The sequence below is a fragment of the Peribacillus sp. FW305-BF15 genome (assembly GCF_058783805.1).
The window spans coordinates 240884-262539 of record NZ_JBYSYV010000001.1 but is presented as its reverse complement, the minus strand read 5'-3'; the positions used below and the strand labels follow the sequence as shown (position 1 = coordinate 262539).

At 39.1% G+C, this 21656-nt stretch carries 20 protein-coding genes and 2 pseudogenes; 16 read left to right on the top strand and 6 right to left on the bottom strand.

Going from position 1 to position 21656, the window contains the following annotated elements:
- Positions 1-16 precede the first annotated feature (16 nt).
- The 7 genes and pseudogenes from AC3WLU_RS01220 to AC3WLU_RS01190 all read left to right on the top strand — a co-directional run bounded on the left by AC3WLU_RS01220 (position 17) and on the right by AC3WLU_RS01190 (position 7241).
- On the top strand, positions 17-1546 hold the full coding sequence (locus AC3WLU_RS01220) for an acyl-CoA carboxylase subunit beta (protein WP_492596632.1): 1530 nt from the start codon (positions 17-19) through the stop codon (positions 1544-1546).
- A 194-nt stretch (positions 1547-1740) separates the two neighbouring features.
- The gene (locus AC3WLU_RS01215) at positions 1741-2505 is read left to right on the top strand and encodes an NUDIX domain-containing protein (protein WP_487372559.1); all 765 of its coding nucleotides are present in this window, start codon (positions 1741-1743) and stop codon (positions 2503-2505) included.
- A gap of 15 nt (positions 2506-2520) precedes the next feature.
- Positions 2521-3072, top strand: a complete 552-nt coding sequence (locus AC3WLU_RS01210; RefSeq protein ID WP_492596631.1) for a cysteine hydrolase family protein — start codon at positions 2521-2523, stop codon at positions 3070-3072.
- 61 nt (positions 3073-3133) lie between these two features.
- Positions 3134-4603, top strand: a complete 1470-nt coding sequence (locus AC3WLU_RS01205; protein ID WP_268564942.1) for a nicotinate phosphoribosyltransferase — start codon at positions 3134-3136, stop codon at positions 4601-4603.
- A gap of 34 nt (positions 4604-4637) precedes the next feature.
- The gene (nadE, locus tag AC3WLU_RS01200) at positions 4638-5468 is read left to right on the top strand and encodes an NAD(+) synthase (protein WP_057277742.1); all 831 of its coding nucleotides are present in this window, start codon (positions 4638-4640) and stop codon (positions 5466-5468) included.
- 122 nt (positions 5469-5590) lie between these two features.
- Positions 5591-6600: pseudogene (locus AC3WLU_RS01195) on the top strand (serine hydrolase domain-containing protein).
- Between the two features lie 347 nt (positions 6601-6947).
- The gene (locus AC3WLU_RS01190) at positions 6948-7241 is read left to right on the top strand and encodes a hypothetical protein (protein WP_063576323.1); all 294 of its coding nucleotides are present in this window, start codon (positions 6948-6950) and stop codon (positions 7239-7241) included.
- 149 nt (positions 7242-7390) lie between these two features.
- Here AC3WLU_RS01190 and AC3WLU_RS01185 read toward each other — a convergent pair whose 3' ends face one another.
- Positions 7391-7795, bottom strand: a complete 405-nt coding sequence (locus AC3WLU_RS01185) for a hypothetical protein (protein WP_063576322.1) — start codon at positions 7793-7795, stop codon at positions 7391-7393.
- Between the two features lie 341 nt (positions 7796-8136).
- On the opposite strand from AC3WLU_RS01185, the gene AC3WLU_RS01180 reads away from it, so the two are divergent.
- The 6 genes from AC3WLU_RS01180 (at position 8137) to AC3WLU_RS01155 (ending at position 12649) form a co-directional block, all read left to right on the top strand.
- Complete coding sequence (locus tag AC3WLU_RS01180; protein ID WP_057277739.1) at positions 8137-8385, top strand: hypothetical protein; 249 nt, start codon at positions 8137-8139, stop codon at positions 8383-8385.
- 230 nt (positions 8386-8615) lie between these two features.
- A complete protein-coding gene (locus tag AC3WLU_RS01175; RefSeq protein ID WP_034312189.1) occupies positions 8616-9044 on the top strand; it encodes a YwqH-like family protein in 429 nt (142 codons plus the stop codon).
- Positions 9044-9334, top strand: a complete 291-nt coding sequence (locus AC3WLU_RS01170) for a YwqI/YxiC family protein (protein WP_057277738.1) — start codon at positions 9044-9046, stop codon at positions 9332-9334. Before AC3WLU_RS01175 ends, AC3WLU_RS01170 begins: the two co-directional genes overlap by 1 nt.
- A complete protein-coding gene (locus AC3WLU_RS01165) occupies positions 9331-11289 on the top strand; it encodes a polymorphic toxin type 15 domain-containing protein (RefSeq protein WP_492596630.1) in 1959 nt (652 codons plus the stop codon). The genes AC3WLU_RS01170 and AC3WLU_RS01165 overlap by 4 nt, the downstream gene beginning before the upstream one ends.
- A 19-nt stretch (positions 11290-11308) precedes the next feature.
- Positions 11309-11857, top strand: coding sequence for a T6SS immunity protein Tdi1 domain-containing protein (locus AC3WLU_RS01160; protein WP_189337295.1), 549 nt, complete (start codon positions 11309-11311; stop codon positions 11855-11857).
- Between the two features lie 324 nt (positions 11858-12181).
- Entirely contained in the window at positions 12182-12649 is a 468-nt protein-coding gene (locus AC3WLU_RS01155) for an antitoxin YezG family protein (protein ID WP_492596629.1), read from the top strand.
- A 193-nt stretch (positions 12650-12842) separates the two neighbouring features.
- Here the strand turns inward: AC3WLU_RS01155 and AC3WLU_RS01150 are convergent, their stop codons facing one another.
- From AC3WLU_RS01150 to AC3WLU_RS01140, 3 genes are all read right to left on the bottom strand, one after another.
- Positions 12843-13610 carry an ABC transporter substrate-binding protein gene (locus AC3WLU_RS01150; protein ID WP_492596628.1) on the bottom strand — a complete coding sequence of 256 codons (768 nt, stop codon included), beginning with the start codon at positions 13608-13610 and terminating at the stop codon, positions 12843-12845.
- Positions 13611-14780: 1170 nt separating this feature from the next.
- Positions 14781-15992, bottom strand: a complete 1212-nt coding sequence (locus AC3WLU_RS01145; RefSeq protein ID WP_413002896.1) for a SpoIIE family protein phosphatase — start codon at positions 15990-15992, stop codon at positions 14781-14783.
- Between the two features lie 22 nt (positions 15993-16014).
- Positions 16015-16836 (bottom strand): alpha/beta fold hydrolase, encoded by an 822-nt coding sequence (locus AC3WLU_RS01140; protein ID WP_492596627.1) that lies wholly within the window; start codon positions 16834-16836, stop codon positions 16015-16017.
- A gap of 537 nt (positions 16837-17373) precedes the next feature.
- Here AC3WLU_RS01140 and AC3WLU_RS01135 point away from each other — a divergent pair.
- The gene (locus AC3WLU_RS01135; protein ID WP_063576313.1) at positions 17374-17583 is read left to right on the top strand and encodes a hypothetical protein; all 210 of its coding nucleotides are present in this window, start codon (positions 17374-17376) and stop codon (positions 17581-17583) included.
- A gap of 384 nt (positions 17584-17967) precedes the next feature.
- The gene (locus AC3WLU_RS01130) at positions 17968-18930 is read left to right on the top strand and encodes a peptidoglycan-binding protein (RefSeq protein ID WP_492596626.1); all 963 of its coding nucleotides are present in this window, start codon (positions 17968-17970) and stop codon (positions 18928-18930) included.
- 97 nt (positions 18931-19027) lie between these two features.
- On the opposite strand, the gene AC3WLU_RS01125 is transcribed toward AC3WLU_RS01130, so the two are convergent.
- The gene (locus AC3WLU_RS01125) at positions 19028-19336 is read right to left on the bottom strand and encodes a hypothetical protein (RefSeq protein WP_413002901.1); all 309 of its coding nucleotides are present in this window, start codon (positions 19334-19336) and stop codon (positions 19028-19030) included.
- A 255-nt stretch (positions 19337-19591) separates the two neighbouring features.
- Between AC3WLU_RS01125 and AC3WLU_RS01120 the strand changes: the two genes are divergently transcribed.
- The gene (locus AC3WLU_RS01120; protein ID WP_492596625.1) at positions 19592-21196 is read left to right on the top strand and encodes a phosphodiester glycosidase family protein; all 1605 of its coding nucleotides are present in this window, start codon (positions 19592-19594) and stop codon (positions 21194-21196) included.
- Positions 21197-21310: 114 nt separating this feature from the next.
- Here the strand turns inward: AC3WLU_RS01120 and AC3WLU_RS01115 are convergent.
- Positions 21311-21448, bottom strand: a pseudogene (locus AC3WLU_RS01115) (IclR family transcriptional regulator domain-containing protein); the annotation flags it as partial.
- Between the last annotated feature and the right edge of the window lie 208 nt (positions 21449-21656).

Here is a 21656-nt window from a genome sequence, read left to right as displayed (position 1 = left end):
TGAAGGAGGAACAGGGATGGTAACGACGGATAAACTAACCGAAACGGTTGAAACGATTAAAAAAGGCGGTTTAGATAAGTATCATCAAAAAAACGCTGAAAAAGGAAAGCTTTTCGTACGTGAACGTCTAGAGCTGCTTTTCGATGAAGGGGTAGAAATAGAGGACGCTTTCTTTGCCAATTGTGCAAGTGTTGGTCTGCCTGCTGATGGTGTAGTTACGGGCATCGGAAAAATCAATGGTCAAAGGGTCTGTGTCATGGCCAATGATTCGACTGTGAAAGCTGGATCCTGGGGAGCAAGGACCGTCGAGAAAATCATTCGCATTCAGGAAACAGCCGAAAAGTTACAGCTGCCCCTTCTTTATTTAGTCGATTCTGCCGGGGCACGAATTACGGATCAAGTAGAAATGTTTCCGGGCCGCCGCGGAGCTGGCCGCATCTTTTACAACCAAGTGAAGCTATCAGGAAAAGTCCCGCAAATTTGTCTATTGTTCGGTCCGTCTGCCGCCGGCGGGGCATATATTCCAGCTTTTTGTGATATTGTCGTAATGGTTGATGGCAATGCATCCATGTATTTAGGTTCACCGAGAATGGCAGAAATGGTCATTGGCGAAAAGGTGAGCGAAGAGGAAATGGGCGGGGCGAAAATGCATTGTTCCGTTTCAGGATGCGGCGATGTACTTGTCAAGTCGGAAGAAGAATCAATCGCGTTTGCGCGCAGGTACTTAAGCTATTTTCCAGGAAATTATCAAGAAAGACCTAAAAGCGTAAAACCTGAGCTGCCTGCGGATTTCGAAAAAACTTTGGAAGAACTGATTCCTAAAAATCAGAATGCAGCCTTCAATATGTACGACCTGATCGATAGGGTTATAGACAGGCAATCATTTTGTGAAATCAAGAAGCTATTTGCCCCTGAATTAATCACTGGGCTTGCAAGGCTAAATGGACAAACGATAGGAATCATAGCCAATCAGCCGCGAGTCAAGGGCGGCGTCCTGTTCCATGATTCAGCTGATAAGGCTGCCAAGTTCATCAACTTATGTGATGCTTTCCATATACCGCTGTTATTCCTGGTGGATATTCCAGGATTCATGATTGGGACGAAGGTCGAACGGGCAGGAATCATTCGCCATGGTGCGAAAATGATCTCGGCCATGAGTGAAGCCACTGTTCCCAAGATTTCCGTCATCGTCCGTAAAGCTTATGGTGCCGGACTATATGCGATGGCCGGTCCCGCCTTTGAACCGGACTGCGTTCTTGCCTTACCGACGGCATTGATAGCGGTCATGGGAGCTGAAGCTGCGGTCAATGCAGTCTATGCCAATAAAATCAATGCGATGGAACCAGAAGAGCGCCCTGAATTCATTGAACAGAAGCGCAATGAGTATAATGAAGATATCGATATTTACCGCTTAGCCTCTGAAATGATCGTTGATGGCATCATCCAGCCGAATGACCTGCGTGATGAATTGAGCGCGCGGTTTGAAGCGTATAGCAGTAAGCAATTGACATTTACCGATCGTAAGCATGGGGTCTATCCCGTATAAAGTATTCCATGGAAAAAGCCCGGTTCATCATGACCGGGCTTTTTCCATGGAATAAAATGAATGATTATTTAAATAATTAGAAAATTTTTCTGTTTTAGAGTTGCTAAATCACACAAGGAAGAGTACTATAATTAGTAATTAAAGGTTTACTAATTACTTAATTCCATACTTAGTGAAAGAAAGTGAGAGTTGCCATGGCTCAGCAGGAAATAAAGAAATATATTACTCCAGATGGATACACAGCAGATATTGCAATTTTTACTATTACTACAAAGAAAACGGCAGAGAAAGCCCCTCCTGAAATGTTTTTGAAGCTATTATTAATCAAACGTGCCTCAAAAGATAAGGAAGGAAGCCCCAATGTTGAAGGAGATAAATGGGCTTTACCCGGAGGCTTTGTCAATGCTTCCGAGACTGCCTATGAAGCAGCCAAACGAGAATTGAAAGAAGAAACGGGCGTAGCTGGATTCCATGTCAAGCATTTCGGGGTTTATGACCGCCCAGGGCGCGATCCCAGGGGATGGATCATATCCAATGCTTTTTATGCAATTGTCCAGGAAGAGTTTCTTCATCAAAGAAAAGCGAATGATGACGCAGCTGAGGTTGAATTGTTCACGATTCAGGAAGCCTTACAATTAGATCTTGCATTTGATCATTATACAATTATTAACGAAGCGATGAATGTATTGAAAAAAGAAATGGTGCAAACGACGATAGCCCAAAAATTCCTGCCTGATGAATTTACACTTTCTGAACTGCAACGGGTTTTGCTGACAGCCAGAGATGATGCAAAAATCAGTGCAGACTCCCTTTTTTATGCAAAGGCCCCGAAGCTTCCATTTTTGGAGAAAGTATTGGATGAAAAGGGAATGCAAAAGAAAACGAAACGTAATTCGTACCGGCCTTCACAGCTTTACCGGTTTAATGCAGAGGTTGTCATGGACTCTATTTACTATTAAGGGGGAATTGGTGAAATGGGAAAAAAGGCATTGATCAATATAGATTATACGTATGACTTCGTGGCAGACGGGGGTTCATTGACCTGCGGGAAGCCAGGTCAGGATATCGAGAAGGAACTTGCCAGTATAACCAAGGAATTTATCAAACAAGGCGAATATACGGTATTCGCTATTGATTTACATGAAGAAGGAGACCGCTTACATCCCGAATCGAATTTGTTTCCACCACATAATATTAGCGGTACAATGGGTAGAGACCTATATGGGGCGTTAAAAGAGGAATATGAAACAAATAAAAATCAAAAGAATGTTCATTATATAGATAAAACACGTTATTCGGCCTTTGCAGGAACAGACCTTGATATCCGCCTGCGGGAACGTCACATTACCGATGTATATTTAGTCGGAGTTTGTACAGATATTTGCATTTTGCATACGGCAATCGACGCTTATAATTTAGGCTATAAAATTTTTGTATATGAACATGCAGTGGCCTCGTTCAATGATGCCGGTCACCATTGGGCGCTTGGACATTTTAAAGGATCTCTTGGAGCAACCATTCTATAATTTCGATTCAAGCAACAGAATAGAAGGGAAGCGAATGCTTCTCTTTTGGGAGGAACTATCCATGGAAAAAAAATACAACGATGACAGTTACGCATTACACACTGACCTATACCAAATTAATATGGCCCAAACTTATTGGCAGGACAAAACACATAACCGCAAGGCAGTTTTCGAGATATTTTTCAGAAAGCTTCCATTTAATAGCGGATATGCGATTTTTGCAGGACTTGAAAAAATTGTCCATTACCTTCAAAACTTTTCCTTCTCGGAAAGTGATATCGACTATTTAAAAAATGATCTGCACTATGATGAAGAATTTTTGAAATATTTGATGAACATCCGTTTCACGGGAGAGATCCGCTGCATGAAAGAGGGGGAGCTCGTCTTCGGCAATGAACCGATATTACGGGTGGAAGCACCGCTTGGTGAGGCTCAACTCATAGAAACTGCGTTGCTTAACATTGTGAACTATCACACACTCGTGGCAACAAAGGCATCACGCATCAAGCAGGTCATCGGTGAAGAATCTGCCCTAGAATTCGGTTCAAGGCGGGCGCAAGAAATGGATGCCGCAATTTGGGGAGCGAGAGCGGCCTATATTGCTGGCTTTGATTCCACTAGTAATGTACGTGCTGGAAAGCTGTTTGGCATTCCGGTTTCAGGGACGCATGCACATTCCATGATCCAAGCTTATAAAGATGAATATACGGCTTTTCATAAATATGCTGTTTCCCATAAAGACTGTGTATTCTTGGTTGATACGTATGATACATTGCGTTCTGGCATCCCGAATGCAATCCGTGTTGCCAAGGAGTTGGGTGATAAAATCAATTTCATTGGCGTCCGTCTTGACAGTGGTGATTTAGCTTACTTATCGAAAGAGGCAAGACGTATGCTTGATGCTGCAGGATTCCATGATGCGAAGATTGTCGCTTCCAATGACCTTGATGAATATACAATCATCAATCTGAAACAACAAGGAGCAAGAATTGACATTTGGGGCATCGGAACCAAATTGATTACGGCTTATGACCAGCCAGCGCTGGGTGCTGTTTATAAAATGGTTTCAATAGAGGGTGAAGATGGGAATATGAGAGATACCATCAAAATTTCTTCTAACCCTGAAAAGGTCACGACACCTGGCCTAAAACGAGTATATCGAATCATCAATAAAGTGAACCATCATGCTGAAGGTGATTATTTGGCGATGGAATATGAGAAGCCGCAGGAGCAGGAAAAATTAAAAATGTTTCATCCTGTCCATACATTCCTAAGTAAATTCGTCACGGATTTTGATGCGGTTGATCTGCATGTGGATATTTTTAAGGATGGAAGTTTGATTTATGAATTGCCGACCATAGATGAAATCAAGGCCTTCACGCAAAAAAATCTCCAAGTATTATGGCCGGAGTACCTTCGTGCCCTTAATCCTGAAGAATATCCGGTAGATCTAAGCCAGGATTGTTGGGATAATAAAATGAGGAATATAGATGAAGTTAAAGCCAAAGTAGAAAGAATGCTAACGAAATGACCTATCTATTTTATTAGAAAGCGGGGAAATGCCAATGCGTCCATTACAAAAAGAAATCGTAAAAAAATTACTTGTCCAACCAACGATCGATCCCGAAGCCGAATTCAGGAAAAGTGTTGATCTATTAAAAGGGTATATGAAGAAAAATACGTTTCTGAAAAGCTTCGTACTTGGAATTTCCGGAGGTCAAGATTCAACACTGGCTGGCTATATTGCCCAAACCGCCGTCAATGAATTAAATGAAGAAACGAATGGCAGCGACTATAAGTTTGTTGCTGTAAGCTTGCCATATGGAGTACAGGCAGATGAAGAAGACAGGCAGCTGGCTTTAAAATTCATTAAGCCAAGCCAAACGGTTACAGTCAACATCAAGGAAGCGGTGGATGCATCTATCAAAGCTGTGGAAGAAGCAGTTTCTGAAAAGCTATCGAATTTCTTAAGGGGAAATGTTAAAGCACGAGAGCGAATGAAGGTGCAATATGATTTAGCCGGGCTGTATAAAGGCGTTGTGCTTGGTACGGATCATGCAGCTGAAGCGATCACAGGTTTCTTTACGAAACATGGTGATGGTGCAGCGGATATCATTCCTTTATACCGTTTAAATAAAAGGCAAGGAAAAGAAATCCTGAAATTCGTCGGTGCTCCTGAGCGCCTTTATACGAAAATACCAACGGCCGATTTAGAAGATGACAAACCGTTACTTCCTGATGAAGTGGCTTTAGGCGTTAGCTATGATGAAATCGATGATTACCTTGAAGGCAAGGAAATCAGAACGGAAGCAGCTGAAATCATCGAAGGATGGTATACTAAAACCGAACATAAACGCAATGAAGCCATCAATGTTTATGATACTTGGTGGAAATAACGAGTGAAATCTTAGATAAGTTATCCCGCATCATATAAGATGCGGGTTTTTTGCTAGACCTAACAAGCACCTTTGCCAACACTTCAGTAATGAAAATTTTACCGGCAAGGGAGACTCTACATATGGACATATCCAAGAATATTGAAGCAACGGGAAAGGAAATTGAATTCTCGGGTGTAATCAGTGTGAAAGCGGGAGATGATCTGATTCATAGTTCAGCACATGGCTATTCCAATCGAGCGGACGAAATCATGAATACGACAGAAACAAAGTTCGGTATTGCTTCCGGTTGTAAACTGTTTACCGCGATAGCCATTTGCCAGTTAATACAAAAAGGAAAACTTAGGTTCGATTCTAAACTTAAAGACTGTGTTAGGATCATGTTTCCTGATTTCAATCAAAATGTGACCATACATCACCTCTTAACACACACTTCGGGCATCCCTGATTACTTTGATGAAGAAGTGATGGATGATTTTGAGGAGCTATGGCAGAATAATCCGATGTACCATGTAAAAGGATTAAAAGATTTCCTGCCAATGTTTCAAAATGAGGTGATGATGTTTCAACCCGGGGAAAGGTTCCATTACAATAATGCAGGCTATATTTTATTAGGATTGATTGTTGAGGAACTAACCGGACTTGAATTTACCGAATATATCGACAAGAACATCTTTCTGCCTTGTGAAATGAAAAACTCCGGTTATTTTTCCATGGATCAGCTACCTAAAAATACTGCATTAGGGTACATAGACGAAGAAAATGGAGCATGGAGAACCAACGTTTATTCCCTTCCCATCAAAGGCAGTGCGGATGGAGGAGCGTATATTACCACATCAGATATGTTCAGGTTTTGGGAGGGGTTATTTTCCAATCAGTTACTGAAGCAAGAATATACCAATCTCTTATTGGAAACCCATATTGCTACAGAAGATGATGGGGAATACTATGGCTATGGTATATGGATCCGTAAAAAAATGACGCGATTTTCAAATACCACCTTATAGGGTATGACCCGGGAGTAAGTTTCAATTCTGCGGTATATCCGTCAAAGCGATTGAGAACCGTCATTACTCCAAATAAAGGCATGGGTCCATACCATATTACTAGAGCGATCGAGAAAGAATTATAAAAATAAATGGAACCTTTCCACTAATGGAGGGTTCCATTGTTTATATTCAATCTGAATTCATTCAAGTATTTTTTAAGAAAGGGACGAATTCGCATTCAATTGCTAAATTGGTTCCAGAACTTCTGGAGTTTCAAGGGAAGAACCCCTTCTGTACCCTTATTCAAGAACGAAGCTTTAATGATGCGGCACACCAATTTTTTATTGTCGGAAATCTTTAAGGAGGTAGCTTTCTTAGGTTTCAAGGCTTTTCCAAACAAAGAATTTGTATATTTAAATATCTTGAAGTAGAGTATATTTAATATACTTTATTTTATCCGGTATTTTCCGATGGAGGTTCTTTTTACATTATGAAGGCAAGATATGAACTAGCGAACATGAACTTAACAGTAAGCAATGTGACTTTACGTAATGCTGCGGATAGCTATGTCCTCTTGAAAGCTGCAGATGATCAAAATAATGAAATCACGATCAAGCTTTCCCACGAACAAGCGGAATTCCTGGAAGCGGAATTAAGGGAAGTAAATCGCCGCCGCAGGGAAAATAGTCCTGATATATCAGGAAATGATCAGGAACGTATTAATGACGACGATTCTTTTAATCTGTTCAGCGTTGATTTATTCAATGAAAATGAATCGAAGTAATCCTCAAATCATATTTGCTTCTCTGTAACCTTGCTTTCGATTTAAGATGATGCTGCAGAGAATCCATCATTCCCGCCAATACAAAACCCGAATTTCCATTTATTGAAAGGTATTAGGAATGTTTTAAGCAAGGTGACCTATCGTTACCTTTATTTTGATTGCTTGAAAAAATTCTTCACAAATAGGAATATGGATGATAATACAGCAAAAACCATGAAAAATACGATGAACCCCCATAGGCCTATCGCCGCATCTTGAAACTCCATATTTCCTCTGCTGGTAAGGGCTTGCTGTATCTCTATGGCAAATACTAAAACAACCATGACTGTAAAGGTATAAAGGAAAGAGAGTATCGTTATCCCAAAACGCATCCGGGCAATTAAATTAGATAAAAATAACACGAACAAAAATATGATGATACCGATGATTCCCATTATCCAAAAATGCAAATCTTTGTCCGTTGCATTTGAATTTAATGTGTCACTTACAAAGAATAGGATGAAATCGTGAAGATTATTGACGATTTCAGCTAATATCTGGATGATTTCTTTCATTTCTCACACCTCCAATCCTTAGATTATAGCAGGTTATAAATCTATATAGAAGAGGGAAGGTCCTCGAGGCTATCAGACTGACCTTCGGTGGAAGTAATGGGAAATCATAAACATGCTTGGAAACGAAAAAAACATAAATAAATGAAGAAATCAGTTCATGTAACTTCACCTAAATAAGGGTAGATTGAACAAAATACATAGAAAAATAAAGTAAATAATGGAAAGCAGTAGTGCCTATTTCCAATGTTTTAACACCTTAGAGATCTAAACCATAATTGTTTTAATCGGAATGCTAGTAAAAAATGTTTTTATTTAAAGATTTCATGGTTGGGGGAAAAAGTATGAATGATATACATAATCATGTGTTAACAGTAATTGATTTTATGAAAACCGGACACAAAACTTGCTTTGTGAAGGTCATCGGTTTTGATGCTGAATCCGGACAGGATTTTAAAGGTGAAGTTAAATTTGTCGGTGATTTGCCTTTTGGTGATTTGATACATCCCGAGCGGTCACATTTATCCTCCTCTTGCAGGGAATTTGTTCGGGATGACCTGCTGCATAGATACAGTCAAGGGCAATTTGAATGAAGTGTTGGAAGTTTATATAGTGAATCCAAGGGGTTTACTTGTTTAAAATTGGTAAAATGCCGGGTATAAAGAATATGGTATGTAGGAACTTTTTTATGCCAAACTTCTCTTTCAACTGATAAAATAGCATATTTCTCCCTATTTAACTCTCGGACTTTAATCCTTATAATGTTAAATAAGAAAAATATGACAGTTAGTGTAGGATTATACTGTTTTCTGAGGTGAGTTTCATGGTATATGCAGATATTTTGAGTAATATACACTCTGCTATCTCCAGTAAAAAAGCTGATTTAAATGTGAAAATTGAACGATTAGAAAATGCAAAAAACGATATTATAAAAGAACAGAGCATGTGTCTTAACGAGATTAGGAAAATAAAAGAGCCTGAGCTTGGTGGCAGCTGGACAGGGAACCGTTCGGATCACTTTCAGGATGCACGTCATGATGCTTATAATGTGATGTTTAGTATCATTCATGACGATTATGATGATTACCAATGGAAAATCGAAGCGATGATTACAAAGCTGAATGCCGAGAATACGCTTCTTAGCATAGCGGGGAATATAGCCCAAGAAGCCGACTCCCTTTTGAACAAAGGCGAAGAGGCATTTGAGCAGCTGGAAAGTAAAATATCCGATTTAAAAAGGCGGTTGTTTTAATGACGACAATCAAACTGAATCATCCTGCCGTAATGAAGCAAGTCGATCAAGTGAAGACGGCACTTGGTACAGTCACGCTTGGAAATTTGCCGGCAGGCGAGCTTGGCAACAATAAATTGGAATTCACTTCGAAATGGATCGATCGGGAAACGAACCTGGAGAAGGTCTTCGAGCAATATATCAAAATCGTCCAGAAAAATGTGGAAGATACCCGTGCCAACATTGACTTATTAAAAGAACAGGATGAAGCCATCTCTCATACGTCTTCACATGGGTATCCTGTGAGATGAAAATATATGAAGCCGAGACATTGACGGCCGCAACCAAGTCGCGAGCTAAGCAATATGAAGATCTAAAGAAGGAAGTCGCAGCCCTGAAAAAGGAATTTCAGGGCATTGTCGGCCTTGATAACGAGTTTCAGGGAGCCGGTGCTACCGCCATCAAAAGCTTCTATGAAGCGCAAATCGAGGTGGCGGACGCCTGGATGGAACTATTCACGACCCAAATCAGTTTTTTGGAAGGCATACCGGGCAGTCTGGAAGAGGCGGACCTCTCGGGAAATACGGTGGTCGAGGTTCCCTTTTTAGATGGTGAAGTGTCCAACGGCATCAACCAAGCGAAATCGCTTGTCGATGAACAAGCGAATGATCTCCAAAGAATCCTGAACAGCATTGACGATATTTTGCTTCTTGATATGTTCGATCAAAAGGACTTTAATGAAAAAATCACGCTGGCCGGGCACAGGCTGGATGACACCGTGACAAAGGTCGAGAATGTCGACCGGCAATTGGTCGAGGAATATGATGTGTCCGTCGGGCAGGAAAACGTGGCCGTCGGGCTCTTCCGTGCCTTGCTTGATGCCACCAAACAGGACGGCAACGTATCGCCGATGACGTTCGATCAATCGGCATTCAAGAGCAGTGACGTCTATCAAGTGAAGGATGAAGTCGCCGGTCAGATGAAAGACTATCAAACCTTCAAAAAGCAGCAAGCCGAAGCCCGGAAAATCGAACAGGAAATGGAAGAACTCGAAAATCGCCCATGGTACGAAAAAGCCTGGGATACGACAAAAACCTTTACAGGGGAATTCACGGGATATTATGATTCAATCAGGGCCTCAACCGGAGTCGATCCAGTAACGGGCCGCAAGCTGTCCGATGCCGAACGAATCGCCGCCGGCGCCATGGCTGCCGCTGGATTCATCCCCGTCGTCGGCTGGGCCGGACGGGCCATCAAAGGCGGCAGCGCCCTATACAAAACGGCCAAAGGACTTAATGCCGCAGACCACGCACTAGATGCCTATAAAACGACAAAAGGCTTTAGCCTCCTCCAGAAAACCGAATACGGAATATACGGACTCCTCGCAGCCAACGGCCTCGGTGAAGCGGCCACAGGCAAAGACATGTTCGGCAACCAGCTAACCGAGGAACAGCGCCAGAACGGGCTGTTGATGGCACTAGGCATCGCCGGTGTGGCTGGTGCGGCGAAGGTCGCCGATAAAGTAGCAAGCGGTACAAAGTTCATCCCTTACAGCAAGGAATTTGCGCAAAAGCAGGTTCAGAAGGTTCAAGCCTTCGGCAGGGAAATCGGCAAGGTGGAAGTACCTCTCCGGATTAGGGTCGAAGAATTAGCGACGGCGTATGGAAACAACTATAAACATGTCACATTTGATAAAACGACGATTAAGGATATCGTGCAGAAGTTTGCGGCGAAGAGTGATGGTGGAAAGGGTATGGGTGTTTTGTACCATGTCCAAAGAATCTCAGAAATAGAAGTCAAGTTCAAGCAAAATCCTAAACACAATACAGAAGAATTCGCAAGACAGTTAAAAGACCAAGAAAAAGGGTTGAATGGTTTAACTATTGATGAGTATTTAAAGAATAGAGAAAGATATATAGAAGAAGGAAGAGCTTTAGAAGGGAATGCAGCTCAAAAGGCTGCAAGAGTAAAAGCTTATTTAGATAAAGTTGATGAGTTAAGGGAGACAGGCTTATCTAGAAAAGAATCAGAAAAGCAGGCTACAGTATGGATAAATGAACAGGCTGCTTTACATAATCCAGATCAAATTGCGGGTGGCAATCCACTTGATATTGGTGGAATGGGAGATAAAAGGGTTAATTCATCCCTTGGTTCGCAATGGAGATATAGAATTGATGTTATAGATGAACAAATAAAAACTATTGCAGCTAGTATGACGGAAGTGGATAAAAAATCAATATACTTAAATGTGAAATTAATACAATGAAATAGAGGTGATTATAAAAATGTCAACTAACATTTTTGATAACTTTAAATTATTTGAAAAAGCACAAGCAGAAACTATTAATAATTTCAATGGTTACATACCTGAACAAGTATTAGAAGTGTGGAATAAATATGGTTTTGGTAGTATTTTAAACGGGTATTTAAATATTGTTAACCCAGAAAAATATAAGGAACTATTAAAGGATGTATATGTAAGAAACGAGGATGCTCTAGTATTGTTTACTACATCAATGGGGGATCTTGTTGTTTGGGAAGATAATAAATATTTAATTTTACTTAATTTTAGAAAGGGTGAAATTAAAGGGATATCGTCCGGTTTCAAATATTTCTTTCCTGATTTAGAAGATGAATCATTTTACGAAGAAATTTTAGATTGGAATCCTTATCCTGAAGCAGCTGATAAATATGGAGAACCAGATTTTGATGAATGCTTTGGTTATACCCCTCTCCTTGGATTAGGTGGAACTGAGAATGTGGAAAACTTGAAAAAGGTGAAACTTATTGAGCATATTTATCTAATTACTCAATTCATGGGACCAATCGAATAAGAGTCAATGAAGTTGAAAAGATGGTTGATGATTACAAGTGACTATCAAAAGTAAATGAATCCAGGGTCTTTTTTGGGGTTAAGTCAAAAAGCATAAAACTCAGGGGCTTATCGTTTTTTTCGGATACGCTCTTTTAATTTGGTGAAAAAAGAATCCTAAATACTAGAAACTGGTTATATGAGAAAGTAGAAAAGAAATATTAAATCCCCAAGTAACACTCCAAGGATAAGACAGACATAGTAACAAAGAAACTAAAATCCTCCCCTACCAGTTAGGAATATTGGAGATATGGACATTTGAAAATTGAGCAGGAGGTAGGTAAGTATGAATGAAATTAAACTTAATAGTATTTATCAACAAATAGCTCAAACTATTAATGAAACTATACCAGAGGAATGGTCAAAGGTATTAATGTACGGTGAAATTGCTGACGGTACCGGTATGGCTTTCTTTTTTTATTATAATCCTAATAGTGAATTGCCTATTTATAGTCATGATATACCTGAAATATATAGTTTAAACGAAGAAGAATATGATAAATTATGGTATCAATTATTAGATGAATTAAAATTATTATCAGATGAATTTAAAAATAATAATCAAGAACAATGGACCAATTTAACTTTTACTTTAGAAAGTACAGGAAAATTTAAGGTTGACTATGATTATGAAGATTTATCAGATGCAGATGATCACGAAAGAAGGGTTATTTGGGAATATACTCGTTTGGGTCTTTTACCTGAAACTGAATATGATAAGAGTATTTTAGAAGAATACCTCAAGATAGACTAGTGGAGGATAAGAAAAGCTTGTTTTTTTGTATGACCTTAACGGTAAAGTTTAGGTCTTATCATTTGATATGAATATCAGTTGGATTTAGCACTTGATTGCCTTTTAGGCAAAAGTGCTTTTTGTTTTTTCGAAGATACAAGTATAAAACACATAAAAGAAGGAATTCTCATTTAAAGAATTCCTTCTTTGCATACTATTTGTTAAGAAATGATTTTTCGAAAAATTCCAGAAGGTGCTCTAGAGTGATTGGATCACTGTAAGTGGATGCTTTACTATTTATTTCAAATATACGATCGTTCTTAACTGCAGGTATATTTTTCCACGTTTCGGTCTCCACAAATGAATTAACTACGTCCGGGTTTTTACTAAAGATAATATAATCTCCAGTATATTCAGGAAGCACTTCAGATGAGAGGACATAAATGCCGGATTTAAGTGCCTTTTCTTTTACTTTTTCAGGCATTTTCAAGTCCATTGCTTGATACAATATTTCTGTTCCGCGTGCATAATTATTTCCAAATACATAAAACTCTTTAGCATCATTTTCAATGACAGAAACGGTTGCATCTTCACCAATTTTTGCACGTATCGCTTTTCCACTTGTTTCTGCACGCGTTTCGAAATCATTTACCCATTCTTTTGCTTCCTTTTCTTTGTTTAAAAGTTTTCCAATCTCTATTTGCTGTGATAAATAATCTAATTTCCCCCAAGTGAATACAACAGTCGGCGCAATTTCATTTAGCTTTCCGATATTTTTCATCTCGGATCCCGCTATGATTAAATCCGGTTCCAGTTCAATGATTTTCTCCAGGTCATCTTCTGAAACGACTTCCACACCCTTAAGTCTATCTTGAAAAAGGGGATTCATATTAGTCCATTGATCTATTCCAACAATATTACCTTCCAAAGCCAATACATTAGGTCCATTGGAGAGAGCTTCATAACAACAGTTTATCTCCATCCTAACACCCTCCTTACTATTGTATATGCATGGACTGATGGAAGGTGTGGACAAGTTGCTAAAAGTTTAGACTGAATGCAAATCAATTCATCTTCCATGATTCTGGACAATTTCCAAAGTATGTGGAAGCAAACTGAAATCTCCCCAAGTTTTATGGCCAGGAATAAACGATTTTCGCACATTATTTTCGTTCAAACATATATGATTTCTCAACGATTAAACCATAATATAGTTATGTAAACAACTACTTGTCATTATTTTAATAAGAGTTAATCGAAAAAACTTCAATATCAAGTATTTAACGAAGCAGGCGGAAAATGATGACACGAACCGAGCTATTTTATCCCACTTCTAAGGATGCGGCATCCGTTGAATGTGCTATCCACCTTTAACTACTAGACTTGGTTTACGAAGAAAAACAAAAGACTAGGAGGGGTGACGGTTTAGTTCACGGAGTTTAGCAATCTGGCGAAAGTTATTGACAATGATTATCATTCCTATTAATATGTTGATGTAGTCATTGAAAATGAATATCATTATTAATTAGGCATTTTTTGGTATATTTTTAACCTACACTATATCAGTATGGAGAAAATCAAAATGAAAAAGCTATTCATACCCTTCCTGCTCTTGTTCGTGCTTATCCTTAGTGCCTGTGGGAACAACGAGAAAGCGAACGAAAATAATGATTCCAAGACAAAATCAGAAACAATTACATATCAATCAGAAACTGGCCCTGTTGAGATTCCTAAAAACCCAAAAAGAATAAAATGTTTTGAGAACAATGACCCAAGTACAGTATGGTTTCCTGGAAAGCGTTGTAAATGTAAGTGCAAATGCAAAAAAAACAAGCGCCGTTTTCATTAATCACTAAATGAATGACTGGACATAAGTTGTTCAACAGAGGCAGGCCTAGTGGCTGCCTTTTTTATTTGGACATGCGTGATATATATTAGTGGAATAGCGCTGAAATATATAAAGATGAAAAAAACACTCAACCATTATGGCTGAGTGTTTTTAAGCATGGGATATAGAAAATAAAAGTTCATTGAACTAAAGTTAATCCCTAAATAGAAGGGCGTTTCGAACATAGTATCCACTATACGAACTCCCAAGAAATTGAACAGTAACTTGGATTAGTTATGTAGCAGATGGCACAACCCCAATGTTTTATTTTAGTTTAACTAAAATAAGACATTGGTCATCTTTACGTTGGAGAGTGTCCTCTTCATATCTAAGCGATTGTATAACTTCCTCCTTAAGTGCAGATAAAGGGGCAGCGGAATAGGTCTTTAACAATGAGCATAAACGGTCTGAACCTATAGGTTCTTCAACTCCATCTGTATAAAGACACAGCATACTTTCCTTATTGTATGTAACGGTATTTGTTTTAAAAAGTATATCTTCAAACATCCCGAGTGGTGGCCGATTAGAACGCAACTCATATTGTTTTCCGTTTATTTCCTGTAAAAGAACGGATGGATGGCCTGCATTGATATAATTAATTTCTCTCTTATCAGTATCGATTAAAAGGTAGACGGCAGTGCAGTAATGAGATGATTTACTTGTGTTTTTGAATAAAGAATGAAGATGGTCATCTAATTCCTTCATCACCGTTTTCACTTCCGAACCTTTTAAAATTAATCTTTCAAATATGGAATGTAGTGACATGGTTATTAGGGCAGAAGAAAGCCCATGCCCCATCACATCAAGTAGGATAAGGCCATACCGTTGGGCGTCAATTTGGTAAAAACCATATATATCACCCGATAATTGATTGGAGCCTTTATAATACGCTTGAATTTCAAGATGTTCATTAATAATAGGAACTGGTAATAGTGTCTCCTGTATCTTTTTTGCAAGACCCAGCTCTCTTTCTGTATCCACTTTGAATTTTTCATTTTTTTCGTTCAATTCAATCAGCTTATTCTTTTGCATTTTCATCGTTTCATGAGCAATCTCTAAATCAGCATAAGCCTTATTCCTAGCATTTAGTGCGGTCTCTGCCTCTTTTTTCGCTATAAGAAGCTCATTTTCTAATTCGTTTCTTTTTCGCATTGGAATCACCACACACTCAATAATGGTTCTTCCATCTCGCTCTCTTTGAACAGCGTTGAGTAACACAGGTATTTCTTCATCATCTACAGACTTTAAGGATATATATATTTCATCAATCTGATTTTCTAATTTAATCAGAGGAACCAGATAAAGCTGATGAAAGAGTATAGCTGAAGCCGAAAGGATATAATTAATAGGCTGCCCTTGCAATTGATCGAGATTATACCCCAATAATTTAAGTAAGGTTTGATTAACGGATAAAATATCATCTTCTTCTGATAAAGTTAAATATCCGCAGGGTGCCTCATTCAGTTGTTCATTCACAAAAATTCACACCCATCTCTATCTATAAATCGTTTGTCGGAAATTTATCCAAAAACTGTCGAATTAAGAATATCGTCTCTTCAGGATGACTCATATGTGGACAGTGTCCTGTTGCTTTCATCACTTTCAATGTACTATCGGGAAGATGCTTATGAATATATTCACCTACTGCTGACGGAGCAATAACATCTTTGGAACATTGCAAAATGAGTGATGGTACTTTTACTTTTGCTAAATCTTTACGGTTGTCTGCAAAAAAGGTAACCTCCGCAAATTGTCGTGCGATAATGGGATCCGTAGAACAAAAACGATTCTCTAAATCCCGTTTAAGCTCTGGGCGATCTGGATTACTCATGACCGTTCCCGCAAAAGCGGTTGCCCAGCCTATGTAATTTTTGTCCATCATATCAATCAATCCTAAAAGTTGTTCTTTCTCGAATCCCCCGTAATAATCATTTGGGAGATTAAGGTAGCAAGGGGAAGGACCAACCAGGACAAGTTTAGAAAAATATTCAGGATGTTTAATGGATGCCAGCATCCCAATCACACATCCAACAGAGTGTCCAACAAATATAGCATCTTTTAGGTCTAATGCCGAACAAACATCAAGTACGTCTTGTGCATACCCATCAAGAGTACTGTATCTTTCCACATTATATGCCTGTATATCTGAATTACCTGACCCAACATAGTCAAATAGAATAATATGGTATTCATCTTCGAAATCTTTTGCAACTGATTGCCAGACATTTTGATCACAACCAAAACCTGGTGCAAATATCATTGGTCGTGTACCTCTTCCTCTAATCTTTACATTATTACGCAATAAAATATTGGGATTCATGATTGGCTCCTTCATTTAGAAGATATACTTACTATATGGTAACACTAACCTTATTCGAATTAAAGAATTACACTTTAGCTGAAAATTGTCTGAGCTTGAACAGGAATGAGGAGAGTGGTATACACTTGGCGGAGTTTCAAGACTTTGGAAACTCTCGGTCTTTCGTATACAGGAACCTCTTATACCTGGAAAAGGTCGACAACGTTCCTTGATAATATGGAAAGCCTTATTATAAAAAGGGGTCATGTATAAAAGAAATACGAGGGATTTTTTGATTAGATCGCTAAGAAATATATGGTCATGATATTATATTTTAATAGATAAAGGGTTTTTGTATGGGTAACTTAAACATCTCCCTTTTTCTGACCCAAATCCTTGAATATTCTTTTACCCTATCTGATCCCTAATTGGAGCTATTAATAACTAGCTTCAGTTTTTTTTCGCAAAATAATTATTGTAATAATAAATCGTTATCGGACGCCTTCTTTGTTTTTCCTGTATAATAATACTATATTTTACATTTGGGAGGGATTATTCATGGACCATGCAAGCAGTTTAATAGGGCTTTTTGCAATCATACCGATTTTGTTTTATTTGGGACTTATTGTTTTAAGTGTTTATTTCATTATTAAGATCATAAAATTCATCAATGCAAAGACAAGATTAGATCAAGAAAGAAATGAAAAGCTGGATGAATTGATAAAAGTCATTGGAAAAGATAAGGAAGATCAGAATAAGCCACTTTAATATAAAGGCCCTTTTCGTAAAGATTGTTGTTTTTAAAACGAAACCATTTTAGGTTGATTGGAGCGGAAGTGCGAGACTCCTGCGGGAGCAGCGGGATAGGTGAGACCCCACAGGCGTTTACGCCGAGGAGGCTCACCGCCCGCCCCGCGGAAAGCGAGCACCTGGAGGGGAAATCAACCACACTGCACTACTTCGTAAATAGCAACAAAGTATGCGAAAACAGCCAATATAAAAAAGCACAATTCCATTAGGGGTTGTGCTTTTTTTATTTAAGAAGGATGAAGCTTACTAGATCCACATAAAAAGGGCGATTTTTTTGGAACGTCAAGGTAGCTGTACAAGCATTTCCTAATTAGCACCATAACATATTAGGAGGTGATTGAATTGACAGTTAAATTAGAAACTTTATTGGATCGTTCAGAAAAGAATATGGGCAGCGGAATTCATCCAGTCGTAAAAGAATCAGCTTTGGAAATGGTTAAACGGGCATACAAAGAAGGCATTTTCGTGCAAATCAGCGCAGGTTATCGGTCTATGGAAGAGCAAGCAAAGCTATATGGTCAAGGTCGCCTAGGTTATATATACGATGGTAAAAACTATAGTGATTTATCGAAGCCGAGAGTGACCAACGCGATGCCAGGTCAATCTTATCATAACTATGGACTAGCCATTGATTATGTCATAGTCAGCGATGATGGAAAGAATGGCATATGGACAGTTGATGCAAAATGGAGACGTGTAGCGGCTATTGGTAAATCCTTGGGCTTTGCATGGGGCGGGGATTGGTCAAGCTTTAAAGATTATCCGCACTTGGATATGACGGGCGGACTGACTTATTCTCAGTTAAATGCGGGAACAAAGCCTAGACTGATATCAAAAGTGAATGGAACCACTCCACCACCTACACAAGTCGAATCCGAAGTCATTGTAAAAGAAACACCAGCAAAGGACAGCGGCAACCAAACTATCAAGTCCATTCAGAGGACATTAAATAGCAGATATAGAACAAAAATAGATGTTGATGGATATTATGGTCCCAATACTAAAAAAGCGCTGATCAGGGGTTTTCAAACCGAATTGAATAAACAATATGGTGCAAAGATTAAGGTTGATGGAATATGGGGGCCCCAAACAAAAGCGGCTTCACCTAATGTTAGGGAAGGGGCGGAAGGGAATATCACCTATATCCTTCAAGCTGCACTTTATTTGGAAGGACATAATCCACATGGCATGGATGGTATCTTTGGAAGCGGAACGGAAATAGCTGTGAAGGCTTTTCAAAGGGCCAATGGATTATCTGCAGACGGCATCGCAGGTGAAAATACCTTTGCAAAACTATTTGGATGATATTTGAAATGGAATAGAACTATATTGCTTAAAAGTGGCTTAGCAAAAAAAGCCCTATGAGGGCTTTTTTTATATGAATGAAAAAATAGCAGTCATTTTAAAAGTAAATATCCCAATCGTTTAGGAATCGAAGTATAAGAAACGTAAGAATACATATGGGGACAAGAAATGTAACCGCATTTACGAAATGAAAGTACTTTAATGCGGAATGCTTTTTGACTTTAATCAATAAATAGAAGAATGATGAAATTGCGATCAATGGGCATAACAAGCCAAGATCAGTTAATATGCTTGAAATTGGGTGGTTCATAACACTAAGTCCAATAAGGAATGAAGCAAGGCAAATAACATTGATAACCGACAAGATGATTGGTATTAACAACAAGTTCTTTTTTACTGTTTCCATAAATTTCACCTCCTAGGAGATAACCCCACACATATCTTATATTATTCACGATTATCCAGCAAAACTTTTGAATAACTGTATACAAAGACAAAATACTCAAATTTATCCATTCACAGATCTGAATTGTAATATTTATCGAGTATTTATGCTCATTTTTGTTCACTTAAAATTGACTGAAATATAATAGTTTTTTTAATTTTCCATCACATTCCTCCAATAAAGTTAAAGGAAGACATAACTTTATTGGAGGAAAAAATGAAAAAAATATGGAAAAAGCCAATTTTGCCTATCGCCTCTATTAGTCTGGCATCTGTGATGTTTGTAAATGCCATTCCCGAAACTCCAGTTCAAGCAAAATTGAATGTTCAATCACAAGTGCAAACGAAAAATCATTTGCTTCCGCTTGGAACCCCAAATTTGCAGGAGAAAAGAACTTCCATGAATCTAGCACCAGGAGTGAAGTATACCAAAATCAATCGTGGTGAAACATCTTCTAAAGACTTTTACACAGTGGATGTGGCATTTGTTGAAACACAAAAGCAGGCAAAGGAATTGTTGGGAAATTTAAAGAAAGACGGTTTCAACAGGGCTCATATCATAAAAGAATCGGATCGGGCCGTGGATGACCGGAAAAAGGGACCGCTTGGGTACATTGTTCGCATCGGTCAATATCAGCTGGAAGCGGATGCAGCCGAAATGAAAAACAAGTTATCTGAAAAGGGATATTCGGGACTTCGGACCGTGTATACGGGTGAAGACGGAGAGAAAACAACAGGACCATGGGTAGTGAACGTCCTTGAAGTGGATCAGGATCGATTTAATGGGCATATGGTGCCTGAATTAGCAAATGATGCAGTGACAGGAAAAGAAACATTGACCCAAATCGCTGATAGAAATGATGCTATTGCAGGAGTTAATGCAGGATACTTTGTTATGGGAGAGAAGGATGGAACACCAGGCGATCTTGCCGGTATATTCGCAAGCAAAGGTCAACTTGTCAGTGAAGCTATAAATGGACGTTCAGCTCTGATTTTATCTTCTGCTGAAGGGAAGGCAAATATTGCATCTGTGTCCACGTCAATTCAGGCTACTTCATCTGATGGGGCGGTTAGGGAAGTGGATGGATTGAATCGGAAGCCAGGATTAATCCGCAATTGTGGCGGTGTCGGAGGAGATACGACAACAGAACTGGCAAAACATGATTTTACTTGTAAAGATGGAAGTGAACTTATCCAATATACGTCCGTATTTGGAGAAAAGACAGAATCGGGCGACGGTATGGAAGTGGTAGTAAATCATGCCGGGGTAGTGGCGGAAATCCGTAACAAGCGTGGGGGAGACATTCCAAGCAGTGGTTCCGTTCTTGCGGGAACGGGGGAGGCGGCAGAGTGGCTTCGTGACCATGCCCGACAAGGAATGAAGATTCAAGTGAAAAGTAAAATCATCGGGGATGGAAGGCAATTAAAATTAGACCAAACCACAAGTATGATTAATGGAGGTCCTCGATTAATGAAAAACGGAGAAATTTCCATTAATGCAGTAGAGGAAGGCTTTCACTGGGAAGAAGATCCAGGCTTTTATTATCGTTTTGGGGAACGTCGTAATCCAAGAACGCTTGCAGGAATCAAAGAGAATGGCAATCTATTATTTGTCACCATTGATGGACGCGCACCCGGATGGAGCGTGGGGGCTAATTTTGAAGAAAGTGCGAAAGTCATGAAGTCATTAGGGGCAGTCGATGCCATCAATCTTGACGGCGGCGGATCGACGACCATGACAGTTGGGGATGACCGAGTCACAAGACCATCTGATACAGCAGGTGAACGCCCGATTGCCGACGGTATTCTGTTAGTAGAATAGATGGGCAGAGTTATCGTCTTCATTTATCGTTTTGGGTTAAAGCGGGTCGTCACGAAAAAAATCTCTTCAGTTAGGTTTCTGAAGAGATTTTTTTCTGTGATATTTTGAAATAATTTAATGCAGGGAAATTGAAATACTTTCAGCAGTTTTTAACAATAAAGAGATATGTTGTGCCATCGATTCCTCATGCCAGCGAAAGAAAGGCCCGGAAATGGAGATAGCTCCAATGACTTTTCCTTTAGCTCCGAAAACTGGTGCTGATAATGTCCATTTTCAAAGTAGTCAGCAGACGATGAGTGATAGGGGGAGAAATATTAAGGCTTTCGCTAATATGTCGGCTTGATCCATGTTCGAGATGAATGTATCAATAATAGTTCTTCCCATAAAAGAGACCGTCAATGACGATTCTCTTTTTTCTCCATTTTAGCTGTAGAAGTTCCTCTTTAAATCTTCATTCAAG